This is a genomic window from Psychrobacter sp. CX21 (genome assembly GCF_057396255.1).
The window spans coordinates 253,923-271,832 of the sequence record NZ_JBXYJG010000001.1 but is presented as its reverse complement, the minus strand read 5'-3'; the positions used below and the strand labels follow the sequence as shown (position 1 = coordinate 271,832).

Genomic DNA, 17,910 nt, shown 5'->3' with positions numbered 1-17,910 from the left:
TAATTAAATAATGTATGAGTAACTAGTATGTCAGCAAATTAGTTATTCATGAGTTAGTTTTAAGTTCTAATCAACAATACATCATCTTTTAATAAGGATATTTCTTATGGCAGCCGCAGCTACCTCGAATGACCAAAGAACACAAAATAAAGAAAACAATCAAGAAATTCCCGCGACAACCGTTCCTTATCCCCATATTTTTGAACCGCTAAACTTAGGTCATACCACGTTAAAAAACCGTATTGTCATGGGCTCAATGCATACCGGGCTTGAAGATCGCTTTTATAACTATGGTAAGCTTGCCGCCTATTTTGAGGAGCGAGCAAAGGGCGGCGTCGCCATGATGATTACGGGGGGTATCTCACCTAATCGTGAAGGATGGTTGTTACCTGCCGGCGGTACCATGAATAATAAAGGCGATGTGTTCAACCATCAACGCGTGACGCGTGCTGTACATCGTCATGACAGTAAAATCATCATGCAGATTCTGCACAGTGGACGTTATGGTTATCATCCCTTTGTGGTGTCTGCAAGCCCAATAAAATCTCCTATTTCACCCTTTAAACCGCGTCAAATGAGTATCTCTAATATAGAGAGTACCATTGAAGACTATGCGCGTTCTGCTGTGCTGGCTAAGCAAGCAGGTTATGATGGGGTGGAGATCATGGGCTCTGAAGGCTATCTTCTAAACCAATTTTTATCACGTCATGTCAATCAGCGTACAGATGAATACGGCGGTGATATTTATGGACGTATGCGCTTTCCAATCGCGGTGGTTAATGCCGTTCGTGAAGCGGTCGGTGAAGATTTTATAATTATATTTCGCTTGTCTATGATTGATTTGGTAAAAGACGGTAACGTCATGGATGAGGTCATAACCGTGGCCAAAGCGCTTGAAGACAATGGCGTTAGTATCATTAATACAGGTATTGGCTGGCATGAAGCACGCGTGCCTACCATTGTTACTAGTGTGCCGCGCGCCACATTTGTTGACTATACTGCAGAAGTCAAAAAGCATGTCAACGTACCAGTGATGGCGTCTAACCGTATTAACATGCCTGAGACAGCAGAGAGTATTTTGGCTTCAGATCAAGCTGATCTCATCCAGATGGCACGCCCCTTTCTTGCAGATCCTGATTGGGTTAATAAAGCCCGTGATGGTAAGAGTGACTTAATTAATACTTGTATCGCTTGTAACCAAGCTTGTCTGGATCATACCTTTGAAAACAAACGCTCAACATGCCTTGTCAATCCGCGCGCATGCTATGAAACTGAGCTGATTTATGAGCCAACAAAGAATCCTAAAAAGATTGCGGTTGTGGGTGGCGGTGTCGCAGGTATGTCTGCTGCTACCATAGCTGCCAAACGTGGCCATGACGTAACGCTTTATGAGGCCAGAGACATCCTAGGCGGTCAGTTTAATTATGCAAAAGTGGTTCCAGGTAAAGAAGAGTTTTTTGAGACGACACGCTATTACCTCAATGAGCTTAACCATCAAGACGTCAAGATTGTACTGAACACCAAAGTCACTAGTGAGTTGCTTGATGAAGCTGATTATGATCATGTCGTCGTTGCAACAGGCGTAGTACCCCGTAGCTTAGAAGGTAAGCTTGAGGGTGCGGACAATCCAAAGGTCATTAGCTATGCTGAGTTATTATCAGGTCAAAAAGCTGTTGGCGATACCGTAGCAGTCATTGGCGCAGGCGGTATTGGATTTGATGTGAGTGAGTATCTAACAGCGCGGCATGGACAACCGCTGCACGAGTTAGGCCCTGATACTTTAAAAGACCCAGGCTATCGCCCTGAACCGCAGTCTATTGAAGAGTGGATGAAGGAGTGGGGTGTGAATGAAGATGTCAACTATCAAACCGATGGCGGCTTGCAAAAACCAGAAGGCATCACACCCATACGTCAGGTTTATTTAATGCAGCGTAGTGGTGGGCGGCTCGGTAGTGGACTCAATAAAACAACTGGGTGGGTGCATCGGGCCCATGTTAAGTCGCATGGTGTCATGCAATTGCCAGGCGTCACTTATGACAAAGTGACAAATGAAGGACTATGGATAACAACCCCTCAGGGTCATAGTCAGCTACTGCGAGTTGATAACATTGTCGTTTGTGCAGGTCAAGAATCAGTTAATGATTTAATGCCCCAGTTACAGGACTATAAACGTGATCAGAATAAAAAAGTCAAAAAGCTAGGGACTCAATATCACATTATCGGGGGTGCAAAGTTAGCGGCGGAGCTTGATGCTAAGCGCGCGATACGAGATGGTGCTGAATTGGCGGCTAAACTATAGTAGTAAGATTATCCTACTATAAGCCAGTCATTATTTTCCCATTAAAAGAGCTGTTTATAACAGCTCTTTTTTAGTTCAGTTTAATTTAACTCTACATTTCGTTGACAAATCAGCAATATAGGTATTTACTTTAGAGGTGATCTAAAAGGGAATTTGTTTAATAAATTAAAAAGGGATTTTTATGTATAAAGCACATCTTCACACTGCGATCAAATTAGCAATAGGGTCAAGTATTGCATTCACCACGGCTTCAAATGCAGCCGGCCTAGAGTATACCAAACAATCAATATTGCCTTTTTTTGAAGCGGGTAACTATGCTGAAGCAACCTATGCTTATGTTGATATTGAGATTGAAGGTACCGATGTTGCTGGTGGGGTAGGTAACCCAGCAGCAAATCAAAAGATTGATGACATGATGGATGACTTTGATATTCTTGGCGCTGCGGTTAAAGTTGCGCCTACGCCAAATACTGCTTTAGCATTGATATATGATGAGCCTTTTGGTGTGGATACCATTTATCAGTCTGGTAGTGAATTTAGTAATAATATGGGCACCACAGAAGCTCGAGTAGATACGCGCAGCTTAACTTTATTAGGCGGCGGTAAGATAAACAATAATTTCTGGATCTATGGAGGTATGGAGTACCAAGAAGCGGAAGGTTCAGTTGAACTGGCTCAGAACTTTGATGGTAATCCCATATTCTATGATTTAGAAATCAAAGAAAAAAGTGATACTCAAATACCCGTCGTAGGCTTTGCTTACGAAAGGCCTGAGATTATGTTGAGAGCGGCGGTTACTTGGCGCGGTGAGGGTGAGCATAGTTTGCAAGCTCACGAAAGCTTATTGGTAGATAACGCTTTACTTAATCCACTTGCACCGACGAATTACAACGACATACCTTCTGATATTAAGGGTTTTATAGGTCTACCAGACATACAATTTGGAGACACCAGCTTAACCTTTAAAACACCGCAATCTATTAATCTTGATTTTCAAACGGGCCTAAGTGAAAAGTATCAGCTATTAGGTATGGTAAACGCGCGCTGGGCTGAATGGACAGCGTTTAATATTGCTCCCGCTGGTATTACTGAGGTAGTGGGCGAGCCATTAGCCGAGTATAAAGATGATGCTTATGGTATTGAAATCGCTTTAGGCAAGCAGTTTACCCCAAAGTTTGCTGGCGAGATTAGAGCGGGGTATGATTCTGGCACTGCAGAACCACTGAGCTTACTAGGCCCTTATGATTCGGTCAAAACATTAGCAATTGGCGGCAGCTATGACGTTTCTGATAGTTTAACCATTTCGGCAGGTGGGCAATATCTGTGGTTTGAAGGTGGTACTGCTTATTCAAAACTCCCTATTGATCAAAGCTTATCTGAAAGAACACTAGCGAAATTTGATGACGGCACAGGGTATGCGCTAGGCGTTAAACTTGGCTATAACTTCTAATCTAATTTATTACTAAATTTAAAAGCGAATTTAACTCTTGAATAAACCACAGTCAAGCTTACCAGACTTAAATCAAAGCTTACTAAGATTTTATAATATCAATTAAACCCACATGCTGTGGGTTTTTTATTATGGGTTAATTACGTATTGTAATTAGATTCAGTCTTGTCCTTTTATTATTAAAGATGTGCCACATAATATATAGTCAGCAAACTACCAAACGGTTACGGCGTTGACCTCGCTAAGCCTACATGAGTAGTACCTGATGAGTAGTACTTGATGAGTATTACTTGATGAGTAGTACTTGATGAGTAGTACTTGAACTCGGTTGCCTTGTCACCATTTTAGACTTCTTGACTATAGCTACCATTCATCAATATGGCCTAAAAAAAAGCCCAAAAAATGTCTTGACCCATCAAAGCTAACGACATAATTATAAGAGCTATCAACGTAATAAAAGACATGGCTGATAACTTAAAATAAGGAAAAATTATGGCATACGAAAGATTATTTAAAACCATTAAAGTCGGTGAAAATACCCTTAAAAACAGAATATTTATGGCGCCCCTTACGCGCCTTCGTGCTGTTGAACCAGGTGACGTACCGACCGCATTAGCTGCAGAGTATTACTCACAGCGAGCAGGTGCAGGCCTCATCATTGCAGAAGCGACTCAAGTCTCGTTTCAAGCTAAAGGCTATGCAGGCGCACCCGGCGTACATACTCAAGATCAAATCACAGCTTGGAAGGTTGTCACCGATGCGGTACATGCCAAAGGCGGCAAAATTGTACTACAGCTTTGGCATACCGGTCTTGTTGCCCACAATAGTGTGCAGCCGGATAATAAAGCGCCGATATCCGCATCAAACATCGAAGTGGGTGTTCGCACCACCTTACGTGATGATAATGGTATGCCTATTCGTGTTGACGCTACCAAACCGCGTCCTGCAACGATAGAGGAGATACATCAAGTCATTGCTGATTTTGGACAAGCAACTAAGAACGCTAAAGAAGCGGGTTTTGATGGTGTTGAAATACATGGCGCGCATGGCTATTTATTGCATCAGTTTTGGGCTGAGCATACCAACAAACGTACGGATGAATACGGTGGTAGCCGCGAGAAACGTGCTCGTTTAATACTGGAGGTCATTGATGCTTGTATTGAAGCATGGGATAACAACCATGTGGGTATTCGTATCTCTCCAATGGGTACGTTCAATAATGTAGAAGCAGGCTATGATGAGGAAGAAGCCGTTTGGTTTGTTAAACAAATTAACAAAAAGAACGTAATGTATTTACATCTATCAGAGCCAGATTGGGCAGGTGGTACGCCTTATTCTAATGAATTTAGAACCAAACTACGTTCAGCATTTGACAATACTATTGTTGCCGCAGGCGGATACACAGCTGATAAAGCAGAAAAAATGATTGAAGATGGTTATATTGATGCTGTTGCTTTTGGACGCGACTATATTGCCAATCCAGACTTAGCAGAACGGATACAAAAAGGCGCTGAACTCAATGAGCAGCATCCACAAACGTTCTACGGTGGTGGGGCTAAAGGGTATACGGATTATCCCTATATGAATAAATAATTTATAAACAAATTGTTTATAAACGATAATTCTTAGATAAGAGCCATACTATAGTTTTAATGAAAGACATAAGTCATAAGCATGAATGCTAGTCATCAGTGATAAATATAAGTGGCGGCATTAAGCGTGTTGAGCCCATGTTATTTTTACTTGCACTCAATTGCTTTGTCTATCAATGCTGATTACGACTATATTGTTAAGTATGGCTCTTTTTTTTATAGAAATAGATTATTTATATCGTCTACTTACAAACGATAGGAGAGTCTAAAAACGTATAAACGTTCTTAATCTGCAGATTCCAATAACTGACCTTTGAAAACTTGCATAAACTTTAAGTACTCATCTTCGATAGTTATTTCATTGAATAACTATTGAATCAATCAGCTGCACACTGTTGCTCAAAATACCGCATAAGCCCATTAAGCAGTAAGTTCTCACGTATATGAATGGGATGCGCTAGATGCTGCGCCAAGATAGGAGCATCACCGCCTGTCAAAATAAATTCATAATTCAAGTGACGACGACCAATCTCATTAATAGCGCCGACTATCGATAATAAGATACCGCGATGCACGGCATCTGACGTGGTTGTGCCTTGAATAATACTATCAAATACGCCAGGTGCGATACTTATCTGCTTGGTACCTGACATAAGCGCTTCACGCTGCAAATAAATACTGGGAAAGATGTAACCGCCAGCATGGTGTGCATTATCGACCAGATCTATCGTTAAAGCAGTACCACAGCCCACGATACATTGTCTCTTTTTTCTATCTACGCCGCCTAAAATCTGTAACCAGCGGTCAACGCCCAATTGGGACGCGTCATAATCACTCGTCAATAAGTGATGCTCTGCATCTACATGTACGAATTCAAAAGGAACATCTAAGCTGGCTAGAGATTCAGCAACCTCTGCATTGAGGTGTTGACCAAGTACGGATGAGACTCCAATAAATTCTGGTGCAAGGTTATGAAATCTATCCGTCAAACCGATTAATAATTCATCGGGGGCTTGGAGATGCTGTTTGGCATCACTGGTGATAATCTGGCCCACATCATCCGTTAGCCAATATTTTAATCGAGTGTTACCTAAGTCGAGCCAAAGCTTTGCCATGAACGCTCCTTGTCTATAGTAAAAATACCCTAATGTCTCACATTTAAAACTACCAATTTTTGAAACAACCAATTTTTGAAACAACCAATTATTGAAACAACCAATTATTGAAACAATTAATCTTCGTCAAACTCGCTAAACTTGCTACAAGTCGCATTTGCACTCGATTGCCTTGTAACTATCCTAGACTTATTTAACTATTTAATGATAATTAAAATTATAGGAAACAAATAGAGCAAAATAGTACGGTTCTAAAAAAAGACACCTTATAAAGGCGTCTTAATTTTTTTAAATAGCAATTTATAAGAGTAGCGGTTCATAAATATGGATAACTGATACGCTATATGAGCTACTAATGATTTATAAATGGATTGACCAGATTGCCTTATTAAATGCTCAATTAGCAATTAGCAATTAGCGTTTCATTAATGCGAAATTAACGCTCACTAAGATCGCGAGCCACTAACTTTTTAAGTTCTTCAGGCGATGACCATAGACCTTCAAGATCATAAAACTCGCGCGCTTGCTTTGTCATAATGTGAACGACAACACCGCCTAGATCTACCAGCGTCCAATCGCTGTCTTTTTCACCTTCACGCCCAAGGGGCATAAATCCTGCTTTTTTAGCAGTGGCGCCGACTTCATCAGCGACTGCATTTACATGACGTTTTGATGTGCCTTCTGCGATGACCATATATTCCATTACGTCGGTTAATTCCTCGACATTCATCACTGTAATATTTCTAGCTTTCATATCACTGAGTGCGCCTTGAACCACTTCAAGGCAATAGTGTAATCTTTCATCTGTCATTGATTCATTTGAACTGTTTTCTTGGTTCATAATTGTCCTATAAAATATGGATATGTCTGATTTAATAGTATCGTGCTTTTAACAAAATTTATATTAAGGGGCTGTATAGAATTTATTGAGGCCGATAATAGTGCCTATTCAATCAGCGCTGCGTTATTAATTGGGCGCATATTGGGCGTATGAAACGGGCTTAAGCTTTCTATTGCCAAAGTTTACTATAAATAAGGGCAATTGATTAAAAAACAAGGGTAATCAGCAAGGCCAATTAGTAAGTTAATTAGTTAATTAGTAAGTTAATGAAGATTAACAGCTATCTAGGCTAATATAAATTATGTTCTTTAATATAATCATAAACTATCGATGGTAGCATATATTGTATAGTATTTGACCTGCACTGTGCTATTGCATGACGTATTGCACTGCTAGAGATGCTCGGAACACTATAAGTATCGATATAAATACTACCATACTGTTTATGCATCAGCGGCTTAGGCGAGGATGTAACCTGACACTTTAGACGTTCAGGTAGCAAATTTAGAATCTCACCTTGCGACTGAAGATGATTACGCGGCATTACCCATAGATGGGCATGTTCTGTGAGTTTATCACCCTCTTTCCATTTAGGAAGACTAGCAATATTATCTGCCCCGACAATGAAAATCACACTACTTTTAGGATGGCATTTTTGCAAATGTTTTAATGTATCTATGCTATAGATCGGTGGCTCTTGCCACAGTTCATATTCGCACACTTCAAAGATAGCCTTAGGCACAGTATCGTTTTCTAAACTGTGTGTGAAATTAGGACTATCTTGATGCATATCACAACGATTATTGATAAGACTGGTGACCAGCTTTAGCATGGCTAAGCGGTGTTCGGGACTGGTTGTCTTCTGCTTTAAAGGCGAGCGGGCAGTCGGCAAAAAACAAGCTTGTATTTTAGCAGCTTGATTATAACTTCGCCCAGTCTCTGCTAATGACTGATTTAGTACGGTATAAACATGCGTGAGCATCTCAATGTGACTAAAATGAACTGGATCAAACGATCCACCCAAATACAAACGCATGGGTAAAAAGCAATCATTAGGATTGTTATGCAATGTAGACTTAGTGTGTGGTAAGGCGTTTGTCATTCTCTTTTCTATCAATATATATCAATAAAGTGTGATGCTGTATTAAACAGCTATTGTCATTTTTTGAATAATACCTTTTCTGAACAATAATTTTTTGTCAAACTCGCTCAACTCAATACTTGTAGCGTTTTCAAGCGTTTTAAACGACATTTTAAGTTCCAGATTTGGAATAAACTAAAAAGACTGACGAAACTGCCAGCCTTTATTATCAGTCTTAAAATGCTAATTTCTAAATATCAGTCTTAAATATCAGACAATATACGATAGCCTATAAAGACATCTATATGTAGATACGGATGACCTATTTACCACTAAACTGTCGTATTAAACGTCTGGGCTACTGGCCTGTATCGCTGTTAGCGCAATGGTGTAAACAATATCATCTACCAATGCGCCGCGAGATAAATCATTTACAGGTTTATTAAGCCCTTGTAGCATTGGGCCAACACTCACGACGTTAGCACTACGCTGAACCGCCTTATAAGTGGTATTGCCCGTATTCAAATCTGGAAAGATAAACACATTGGCTTGACCTGCCACAGGGGAATCCGGTGCTTTTTGTTTACCTACACTAAGCACAGAAGCAGCATCGTATTGAAGCGGGCCATCTACCAATAAGTTTGGTGCACGCTCGCGTACAATACGTGTGGCTTCTTTCACTTTTTCTACATCCTCACCGGTGCCCGATGCGCCAGTAGAGTAACTTATCATAGCAACTTTAGGCTCGATGCCAAAGGCTTTGGCTGACGCCGCAGATTGAATTGCAATCTCTGCTAATTGCTCAGCATTTGGGTCTGGATTGATGGCGCAGTCACCATACACAACCACTTGTTCAGGTAATAACATGAAAAAGACAGAAGAGACCAAAGAGTATTCTGGCGCGGTCTTGATTAACTGAAAAGCTGGACGAACTGTATTGGCAGTCGTATGGATAGCGCCCGATACCAGACCGTCCACTTCGTCAAGATGCAACATGGTAGTACCAAGAACGACATTATCCTCCATCTCTTCGGTGGCTCTTTGTGCTGTCGCCTTACCTTTACGGCGCTCTACAAAAGCATCTATGTATTTTTGGCGATCTACAGTAGCAGGATCAATGATTTCAATATCGTCAGGTAGCTCGACGCCTCGGTTTTTGGCCACTTGCGCCACTTCATCTGGATTACCAATTAGGACACACTGGGCAATGTTACGGCTTTGACAAATTGCAGCCGCCTCAATAGTACGCGGCTCTTCACCCTCAGGTAAGACCACACGCATTTTGTCGCCTTGTGCTTTTTTAACCACTTGATGGCGAAACGCGGATGGTGATAGGCGTGGCTTGTAGTCTCGATCAAAGTACGCTTTTAGCCAGTCTAGATCCAAATGCGCCGCAACAAAGCGGGTAACCGTTTCAGCGCGTTCAATATCATCTTTAGGGATTTCATTGGTGATATTGGCCAGATCTGTCACTGTTTCTAAGCTATTGGTTTTGACGCTCATGACTGGCATTCCAGTACGTAGCGCTGGTTGACACAGCTGAATCACAGTATCATTTGGGGTAATACCGCCAGTGAGAACAATACCCGCCATAGGTATATCATTCATGGTGGCCATTGCCGCTGCCAGTAATAAATCATCGCGATCACCAGGCGTCACAATCAAAGTACCTCTTTTGAATACCTCACCAACGCGAGAGATGGTACGGGCTGTTAAGCTAGTAGTTAACACACGGCGTTGTTTGGCATCACCTTCATTGAGCCAAATGGCATTTAACTCTTTGGCAATATCCCAAGTACGGGGTACGGATAAGGTATTACTGAACGGTACCACGCCAATTAAGTGATAGTTATCTGTTGCAAAACTTGGCGAGTATGATTGCATGGCCTTTATAAAGTCTTCATCAAGCTCAAGATTGGCTTCCCCGGGAGCTACAGGCTGAGTGTCAAACGTATTAGTAACATTTTTGGCGCGCATTAAGATACTGCCCAATGTACGCTCGCCCGTTAGTCCGCCGAAGATACGCGCATGGACATCTAATTTATCAGCCAATTGTTTCGGGTTTTCAAGATCGGCCATGCTAACAAATATGACTTTGGCATCAAGTGCTGTGGCTAACGCAAAGTTTACCGCGGAGGCATAGCTCACCTCTTCCGTGGCTACCAATCCTTCGCAAATAACCACACTGTAGTCGTTATCTAACTTGTCAAAGTTGTTAACCACCATTTCCATCAAGTCATCAACGTTACCATCCGTCATCATCCGCTCAACTTTTTCACGCGGTATAGAGTCTGGTGGGTTCAAATTAAATGCTTGGCGGGCAAGCTCGCTTGAGCTGTCTAGAGTATGTTGTGAGTCATTAGAGTCATCTTGCAAAAAAGGCTTCATAAAGCCAGCTTTCATACCCAAGTAATCAAATGCTTTGATAAGACCAAGTCCAGCAGAAGTCAGACCGATACCGCGACTAGTGGGTACGAGTAATATGGTTTGCATAAATGATTCCTTATTTTATTGGATGAATGAGTCTAATGATTATATAAGTCTAATGGTTGAATGAGCCTAATAATTGCGCCACTAGCCTGTAATGAATTAGCAACAGTATAAAAAATACATATTCAAAACGTATGACAGTCATTTAAATGCCAACTATGAATTTGTCGAACAAAATTGAATTGGTTAATCAAGTCTAAGAACTCAATAATACCTTTTGTTATTTTAACCTTATATTATAAACCCAAAACCTCTCTGGCTTCTTGAGCGATACGAAATTCTTCATCGGTTGGAATGACCCACAGTTCATACTGACTAGACTCAGTATGAAAGCTGCCCTCAGCGCCGCCATACAAGGTGTCGTTTTTATCTGCATCGATATCTAGGTTGAAGTGGCGCATGACGTCTAAAATGCCATTACGAATTGATGCTGAGTTCTCACCTATCCCTCCCGAAAACACAATACCTGTCAACTCTGGTAGAGCACAAGATAGGGACGCTAAGTACTTACCCGCACGATAGCAGAACATCTCTACAGCAAGCTTCGCATCTTGTTGATCAGGATGTGTATCATCATTAGCAATGGATTCTACTGTGCGCATGTCGTTTGAGACGCCAGATACGCCAAGCAGACCACTTTCTTTATTTAGCATGGTGTCGATTTGTTCTAAGTTTAACCCTAAGGTACGTTTTAGATGAATGTGTAAACTTGGGTCAACATCGCCACTACGCGTTCCCATCATCAGCCCTTCTAGTGGCGTTAAGCCCATACTGGTATCTAAGCTTTGACCCTCATAGATAGCAGCAACCGAACTGCCGTTGCCTAAATGAGCGACTAACCATCCATGCGGCTCTTTAGTGTTTGTGAGCTGACTTGCGCGGTTCGATAAATACGCGTGCGATGTACCATGAAAACCATAGCTGCGAATAAAGTTTTTTTCATACATCTCTTTTGGAATCGCATAGCGATAGGCTTTAGGGGGCATAGTCTGATGGAATGCGGTATCAAATACTGCTACTTGCGGTAAATCGGGGTGAATGGATTGAACGGCTTCAATGCCAGTGGCATTTGCAGGGTTATGCAAAGGTGCTAAGGCTTTTAGACGTCTAACTTCATCGATGATGTGCGGCGTCACCTTTACGGCAGAACTAAATTCTCGTCCACCATGCACAACGCGGTGTCCAACTGCAATAGGGGATTGATCACCCAATAAAGACATAATTTTTATAAGAGCCGCTTTATGGTTGGCACCTGGGACACTTACTTCTGTCTTTTCACCGTCTAAGTCTTTATGCACAATGCGCGCATTATTAAGCCCAAGGTTTTCTGCCAATCCAGTAATACGATTTTGATTGTCTTGACTAATAAGTGCATATTTAATAGAAGAAGAACCACAATTAACAACCAAAGTTGGCTTTGTGATAATAGTATTGCTCATATTAGCGTCCTTAATACTGTATTGTAATAAATAAGTAGGTTGTAATAATAAGTAGAATGAGAGTTATACCAAATTTATAAATAAACTATCTTTGTAAAAACGCTAAACCTGCTTTTTTTAGCGTTTGCACTTGTTTTTATTAATATGTTAATTTTCTGACTTGGTACTATAATGAATTCACTATATGCGATGTAAGCTGAGCTATGGGGCATATTGTAAAAAATTTTATTTTTGCCGGTTATTAATTGTGCTTGTTTCTGGCTTTTATTATTTTAATGTTAAGCAAACCCTTAATAGATCCTAGTAAAATTCTCGGTTTCATATAAGAAAAACATCCATAAAAGATTTTTTATACCATGAATGCATATGTCTAATTTTAAATAGGTTTCATAACAAAATATATATAAGAATAGTATCAAAATATCCCAAAGGCTACCTAGGGTTTTAAAATAATATTAATCGAGTTTTGGGATACAGTTAATTAGGTAATCAAGCATAATTTTGCTACCATAGCGGCAACTTTGTATTAAGATAGAAAGTTATAAAACAGGAAGCTATACATGCCAAACTATCGCACTCAACACCTGCTTACTGAACACTTAAGCAAAGTTAATGACACTTCAATATTAATCATGCGGATTAACGCGCGATTGATACTAGGTTTAGTATGTGTATTGCTTGGTACAGTATCACTTACCGCTTGTGGGCAAAAAAATGACTTGTATCTTCCTAAAGATGCGCCAGACAACACAAGGTTCATCATTTATGGTGGCACTAATTCGCCTAGTATTGAAATTGATGAAGAGGCGTTAAAAAATATGGAACCAGATCCCGATCCCGAGAATTACTAACCACATTCCTTATTTATTCATACAGATCCTTGTTTATTCATACCAATTAGTAGCAGTCTATCTATTAGTATCAGTCTATTTTAGCGATTACAGTTTTTGGAACCGTACAAATTATGAGCAACATATCAAATTTACCACCTATAGCAGAGCGTACAGATGATGGCCTACGCATTAACCCTGAAAGCTTGGTGCTTAAGCTACCTGCTTTAGCTTATCAAGAGAGTGCATTAAGAATCGAATCAGTGCGCGCCGATGAATTGATCAAAACGTACGGCTCCCCTTTATATGTCTATTCTAAAAAAGCAATTTTAGACGCGTATCATGCCTATAGCGATAGCTTTTCGACAATTGAGCATCAAATTTGCTTTGCAGTTAAAGCGAATTCAAATCTTGCAGTGCTCGACGTGCTTGCCAAAGCAGGAGCAGGGTTCGATTTGGTATCAGGGGGTGAGCTTGCTCGAGTCTTGGCAGTTGGTGCAGACCCAAAAACTATTGTATTTTCTGGGGTTGGAAAAAGCGCCTCTGATATCAAAGCAGGATTGAGTGCGGGTATCGGATGTTTTAATGTTGAGTCTTTAAGCGAGCTTGATACGATCAATGCTATTGCATTAGATATGGGCAAAAAAGCGCCGATTTCTATTCGGGTAAACCCAAATGTAGACGCCAAAACCCATCCTTATATCTCAACGGGATTGAGGGAAAATAAATTTGGTATTGATAGCGCAATTGCAGTGGAAGCGTATGAATATGCTGCCAGTTTAGATGGTTTAGATATCATCGGTATAGATTGCCATATTGGTTCACAGCTTACTGAAATTGATCCATTTGTAGCGGCATTAGACAAGCTTCTTGAATTGATAGAGGCGCTAAAAGCCGTTCATATTGAGCTTAAGCATATTGATTTAGGCGGCGGCCTTGGGGTCATGTATATTGATGAAGAAGTGGATGAAATCAGTAAGTTTGCAGACGCTTTATTACCCAAACTTAAGCAATTAGGATTAAAGGTTTTCTTTGAGCCAGGCCGAAGTATTGTAGCAAATGCAGGCGTGCTATTGACCACAGTTGAGGTGTTAAAACCCACTGCTCACAAAAACTTTGCCATCGTTGATGCTGCTATGAACGATTTGATTCGTCCTGCATTGTATCAGGCGCAAATGGCGGTGATACCAGCTAAGTACCCAAGTGATGCAGTTGAAAAAAGCTGGGACATAGTCGGTGCGATCTGTGAAACAGGTGATTTTCTAGCAAAGCGGCGTCTATTGTCACTAGAAGTCGGTGATATTTTAGGCATTACGGGTGCTGGTGCTTATGGGTTTGTCATGACGAGTAACTATAATTCGCGTCCGCGCCCTGCTGAAATTATGGTATCCAACGAGCAGCATCAGGTAGTACGTGAGCGTGAAACGGTTAACAGTCTATTCGAAACTGAATCGTTATGGCAAAAAGATTAGAAATTAAATAATCCGTTTTTAAGTTATCTAGCCTACAACAATCTTGTAGGCTTTTTTAATCTATAAAATAATGACACGCTTGGGATAAATGCAGCATATTCAATAACTTATTAAATCAATAATAGTATCAACTTGTTTAGATTATCATTGTCATAATGTGCATGTTAAGATAGTAGTATAATAATATTTAAGGAAAATGACATGCTAATAGAGTTTACAAAAATGCATGGGTTAGGCAATGATTTTATGGTCATTGACTTAGTTACCCAGCGATTAGAATTAACTACTGAATTAATTACACTATTGGCTGATCGTCATTTAGGCGTTGGGTTTGATCAGCTATTAATTGTTGAACCACCGATGCGTCCAGATGTTGATTTTAGGTATCGTATCTTTAACTCAGATGGCAGCGAAGTTGAGCAGTGTGGTAATGGAGCACGGTGTTTTGCTCGTTTTGTGCAAGCCCGCAAACTGTCTTATAAACAGCGCATTCGAGTTGAAACCAAATCGGGCATATTAACTCTATCTACCGATGACTACGGATGGGTAGAGGTGGATATGGGCAAGCCTAAATTTGAACCGGCAGAAATACCCTTTACACCAAAAGCAATCACTAAAATTCAAAATGCTTATCACCTAAATGTAGAGGGTGAACCTGTGCGTCTTTATGTCGCTAATATGGGCAATCCTCATGCCGTCATTCAGGTGGATGATATATTAACCGCCGAGGTTGAAAAACTAGGCAAAGCAATCGAATCACATCCTGCATTTCCAGACCGCGTGAACGTTGGGTTTGTTCAGGTTATGAACCAACGTCATATCCGCCTGCGGGTGTTTGAACGCGGCGTGGGTGAGACGCAAGCTTGTGGTACAGGAGCTTGCGCCGCAGTGGCCACAGCAGTGCGCGAAGGTTGGCTTGATGAGGGTGAAGAGATTAGAGCGCAGTTATATGGTGGCAGCCTATTGATCAGGTGGTCTCCAGGATATTCTGTTAAGATGACCGGACCTACCGCATTTGTTTATGAAGGGGTTTTCAGCCCAGACGGTATCATGGCGCAAGCGGGTATAAAACCTAATGCATGATAGTGAAGCGTCAATTAAGCCTCAAGCCTTAGAGCAGCTTGAGGCTTTACTAGCGCCTGTTGAACAGTGGCTCGCTGAGCTTAATGTGCGTCAGCTGTCAAGCCATACTATCGACGCGTACTATGCAGCGCTGTATCAGCTTGCCAGTTTTTTGGAAGCCAATCATTTAAGCTGGACACGTTGTGATAAACGAAAGCTTGCAAAACATATTGGTAAGCGTCTTGATGTTGATGCCCTTTCAATATCCAGTGTACAGCAAGAGCTATCTGCCATCCGCCATTTTTATAGCTGGATGGTAGAACAAGGCAGAGCACGTATCAATCCGACCACAGGCTACCAGCTAAAACGTGCACCCAGGCCCCTTCCAAGTATCGCGGACGGCGACCTAATTGCCCAATTACTTGAGCAGCCGCTACCAGATACCCCAGAACAAGCAAGGCTTTGGATACGTGATAAAGCTATGTTTGAGCTGTTATACAGTAGCGGTCTTCGAGTGGGCGAGCTTGTCGGATTGAATGTGGCGGACTTACGTATTGATGCCACAGGTGAACGCGGTGAGGTACGCGTTACGGGTAAGGGGAATAAAACTCGATTAGTGCCCGTAGGCCGGCAAGCGCTAAAGGCCATCACGATTTACCTACCTCATCGACATTTATGGGAAGAAAATAACGATACCGCATTGTTCATTAGCGAAAAGCTAGGGACGCGGCTAACCACACGAGCGGTACAACATCGTCTAAAACTGGCTGCCCAGCGCGCAGGTATTGCACAAAACATATATCCGCATTTATTACGGCACTGCTTTGCCTCTCATATGCTCTCGGGTAGCGGCGACTTACGCGCCGTCCAAGAAATGCTAGGGCATAGTGATATTAGTACCACTCAAATATACACGCACGTTGATTTTGCTAAACTGACACAAGTTTATGACAAATCACATCCTAGAGCCGCCCACGATAGAGCATTGAACAAAGTAGACCATGATAGGGTTGAATAAAAAAATAAAACCTAGTTTAAATCCTGTTTATGCCTAGATTTTTGTCATGATTCAATAGACGCACTAACCCAGTCTATGACAACAATTTGTAGGTAGATTATTACGCCAGATTTGTTGCTGATCTAGGTCTAAGGTAGAAGTAATTAAGGCAAACTTATCTGTTTCAAGTGAAGTAAGACCACTATCCGCAATTAACTCTCCATTAGCATTGGCTATCATACTATGACCCCACGTGTCTCTACTGGAGTGTTTGGTATAATGAGTACCGCCTTGAGCTGATCCTACTACCATACATTGTGAATCGAGCGCTCTTGCTTTTAATAATAGCTCCCAATGCGCTTTACCGGTTTGATAAGTAAATGCTGAAGGTGCGCTTAATATATTCGCGCCAGATTGCCGTAAACGCTGAGCAAGGGCAGGAAAACGTAAATCAAAGCAAATCATCATCCCAAGCAATAAGGTTTGCCTTTTATTATGACCTTTATACTTTTCACCTTTATACTTTTTGTCTTTATACGCTTCATCCTTATATAAAGAGATATCTAATAAACTTGCCATATCACACTCGGCGACCACCATCTTATCTCCTGGTTCGAAGGTACGCGATTCGTCATAACTGCCCGTGCTGTCTGCCACGTCAGCTCTAAATAGGTGAATTTTATCGTAACGTGCACCCCGTTTGCCATCTGGCGCAAAGAGTTGACTCACTTGTCTAACACGGTTGCCAGAGACAGGTGTACCATCAGGACGATAAGGGCAAGGGAGTGTTCCTGCGACGATATACATTTGGTGTTCAAAAGCTAGATTGGCATACCAATCAGAAATAGCATCAAAGCGCTCACTTAATTCCTGCTGACCACCCATGCGACATGCATTTTCGGGTAATACCAGCAGATGAGTACCCGCTTCACTAGCGGCATGTACAGAACGTTCAATAGTTGCTAAGTTATCCTCAATATTAAACTGACTGTTCAGCTGTACACAGCCAATAATTGGTGAAGTCATGATTATTAAGCCTTAATAAAAAGTGTGGGTTTGGCGCTAAATCGACATTATTAAATTCATTGCTATCCTTACTATATTAAATTATTTACTAAATAAACAGGTTAAGGTATGTTTAATAAACGCATATGCCAAACTTAAATAAGAATCTTACCGCAAATTTGTGGCAGTATAGTGAGCTGAAAAGTAACCTATTTATAAATACGTTTCAAACCAAAT

Annotated in this window: 13 protein-coding genes; 7 read left to right on the top strand and 6 right to left on the bottom strand. The window is 41.2% G+C overall.

Annotation, left to right across the window (positions count from 1 at the left end; all coding sequences use genetic code 11):
* Positions 1-106: 106 nt before the first annotated feature.
* The 3 genes from AC2SLP_RS01125 (at position 107) to nemA (ending at position 5,342) form a co-directional block, all read left to right on the top strand.
* Positions 107-2,299, top strand: a complete 2,193-nt coding sequence (locus AC2SLP_RS01125) for a 2,4-dienoyl-CoA reductase FMN-binding domain-containing protein (protein ID WP_486534777.1) — start codon at positions 107-109, stop codon at positions 2,297-2,299.
* A gap of 181 nt (positions 2,300-2,480) precedes the next feature.
* Positions 2,481-3,749: an outer membrane protein transport protein gene (locus tag AC2SLP_RS01120; RefSeq protein ID WP_486534776.1), complete on the top strand. Its 1,269-nt coding sequence runs from the start codon at positions 2,481-2,483 to the stop codon at positions 3,747-3,749.
* A 492-nt stretch (positions 3,750-4,241) separates the two neighbouring features.
* The gene (gene nemA, locus AC2SLP_RS01115; protein WP_486534775.1) at positions 4,242-5,342 is read left to right on the top strand and encodes an N-ethylmaleimide reductase; all 1,101 of its coding nucleotides are present in this window, start codon (positions 4,242-4,244) and stop codon (positions 5,340-5,342) included.
* A 376-nt stretch (positions 5,343-5,718) separates the two neighbouring features.
* On the opposite strand, the gene AC2SLP_RS01110 is transcribed toward nemA, so the two are convergent.
* The 5 genes from AC2SLP_RS01110 to AC2SLP_RS01090 all read right to left on the bottom strand — a co-directional run bounded on the left by AC2SLP_RS01110 (position 5,719) and on the right by AC2SLP_RS01090 (position 12,307).
* Positions 5,719-6,456, bottom strand: a complete 738-nt coding sequence (locus AC2SLP_RS01110; protein WP_486534774.1) for a pantothenate kinase — start codon at positions 6,454-6,456, stop codon at positions 5,719-5,721.
* Between the two features lie 436 nt (positions 6,457-6,892).
* The gene (gene rsfS, locus AC2SLP_RS01105) at positions 6,893-7,267 is read right to left on the bottom strand and encodes a ribosome silencing factor (protein WP_486534821.1); all 375 of its coding nucleotides are present in this window, start codon (positions 7,265-7,267) and stop codon (positions 6,893-6,895) included.
* A gap of 319 nt (positions 7,268-7,586) precedes the next feature.
* Entirely contained in the window at positions 7,587-8,399 is an 813-nt protein-coding gene (locus tag AC2SLP_RS01100; protein ID WP_486534773.1) for a nicotinate-nicotinamide nucleotide adenylyltransferase, read from the bottom strand.
* 324 nt (positions 8,400-8,723) lie between these two features.
* Positions 8,724-10,871, bottom strand: coding sequence for a phosphate acetyltransferase (gene pta, locus AC2SLP_RS01095; protein WP_486534772.1), 2,148 nt, complete (start codon positions 10,869-10,871; stop codon positions 8,724-8,726).
* A 233-nt stretch (positions 10,872-11,104) separates the two neighbouring features.
* Positions 11,105-12,307: an acetate/propionate family kinase gene (locus AC2SLP_RS01090; protein WP_486534771.1), complete on the bottom strand. Its 1,203-nt coding sequence runs from the start codon at positions 12,305-12,307 to the stop codon at positions 11,105-11,107.
* Positions 12,308-12,867: 560 nt separating this feature from the next.
* Between AC2SLP_RS01090 and lptM the strand changes: the two genes are divergently transcribed.
* The 4 genes from lptM to AC2SLP_RS01070 all read left to right on the top strand — a co-directional run bounded on the left by lptM (position 12,868) and on the right by AC2SLP_RS01070 (position 16,689).
* Positions 12,868-13,158 carry an LPS translocon maturation chaperone LptM gene (lptM, locus tag AC2SLP_RS01085; protein WP_486534770.1) on the top strand — a complete coding sequence of 97 codons (291 nt, stop codon included), beginning with the start codon at positions 12,868-12,870 and terminating at the stop codon, positions 13,156-13,158.
* Positions 13,159-13,271: 113 nt separating this feature from the next.
* Complete coding sequence (lysA, locus tag AC2SLP_RS01080) at positions 13,272-14,609, top strand: diaminopimelate decarboxylase (protein WP_486534769.1); 1,338 nt, start codon at positions 13,272-13,274, stop codon at positions 14,607-14,609.
* Between the two features lie 201 nt (positions 14,610-14,810).
* Positions 14,811-15,692 carry a diaminopimelate epimerase gene (gene dapF, locus AC2SLP_RS01075; protein ID WP_486534768.1) on the top strand — a complete coding sequence of 294 codons (882 nt, stop codon included), beginning with the start codon at positions 14,811-14,813 and terminating at the stop codon, positions 15,690-15,692.
* Positions 15,685-16,689, top strand: coding sequence for a tyrosine recombinase XerC (locus AC2SLP_RS01070; RefSeq protein WP_486534767.1), 1,005 nt, complete (start codon positions 15,685-15,687; stop codon positions 16,687-16,689). The genes dapF and AC2SLP_RS01070 overlap by 8 nt, the downstream gene beginning before the upstream one ends.
* Before the next feature lie 63 nt (positions 16,690-16,752).
* Here AC2SLP_RS01070 and AC2SLP_RS01065 read toward each other — a convergent pair whose 3' ends face one another.
* Positions 16,753-17,694, bottom strand: coding sequence for a nitrilase-related carbon-nitrogen hydrolase (locus AC2SLP_RS01065; protein ID WP_486534766.1), 942 nt, complete (start codon positions 17,692-17,694; stop codon positions 16,753-16,755).
* Positions 17,695-17,910 lie beyond the last annotated feature (216 nt).

Excerpts from the sequence above, each read along its gene's own strand:
- AC2SLP_RS01125 (WP_486534777.1), top strand. The coding sequence starts at position 107 with ATGGCAGCCGCAGCTACCTCGAATGACCAAAGAACACAAAATAAAGAA.
- AC2SLP_RS01120 (WP_486534776.1), top strand. The coding sequence starts at position 2,481 with ATGTATAAAGCACATCTTCACACTGCGATCAAATTAGCAATAGGGTCA.
- nemA (WP_486534775.1), top strand. The coding sequence starts at position 4,242 with ATGGCATACGAAAGATTATTTAAAACCATTAAAGTCGGTGAAAATACC.
- AC2SLP_RS01110 (WP_486534774.1), bottom strand. The coding sequence starts at position 6,456 with ATGGCAAAGCTTTGGCTCGACTTAGGTAACACTCGATTAAAATATTGG.
- rsfS (WP_486534821.1), bottom strand. The coding sequence starts at position 7,267 with ATGACAGATGAAAGATTACACTATTGCCTTGAAGTGGTTCAAGGCGCA.
- AC2SLP_RS01100 (WP_486534773.1), bottom strand. The coding sequence starts at position 8,399 with ATGACAAACGCCTTACCACACACTAAGTCTACATTGCATAACAATCCT.
- pta (WP_486534772.1), bottom strand. The coding sequence starts at position 10,871 with ATGCAAACCATATTACTCGTACCCACTAGTCGCGGTATCGGTCTGACT.
- AC2SLP_RS01090 (WP_486534771.1), bottom strand. The coding sequence starts at position 12,307 with ATGAGCAATACTATTATCACAAAGCCAACTTTGGTTGTTAATTGTGGT.
- lptM (WP_486534770.1), top strand. The coding sequence starts at position 12,868 with ATGCCAAACTATCGCACTCAACACCTGCTTACTGAACACTTAAGCAAA.
- lysA (WP_486534769.1), top strand. The coding sequence starts at position 13,272 with ATGAGCAACATATCAAATTTACCACCTATAGCAGAGCGTACAGATGAT.
- dapF (WP_486534768.1), top strand. The coding sequence starts at position 14,811 with ATGCTAATAGAGTTTACAAAAATGCATGGGTTAGGCAATGATTTTATG.
- AC2SLP_RS01070 (WP_486534767.1), top strand. The coding sequence starts at position 15,685 with ATGCATGATAGTGAAGCGTCAATTAAGCCTCAAGCCTTAGAGCAGCTT.
- AC2SLP_RS01065 (WP_486534766.1), bottom strand. The coding sequence starts at position 17,694 with ATGACTTCACCAATTATTGGCTGTGTACAGCTGAACAGTCAGTTTAAT.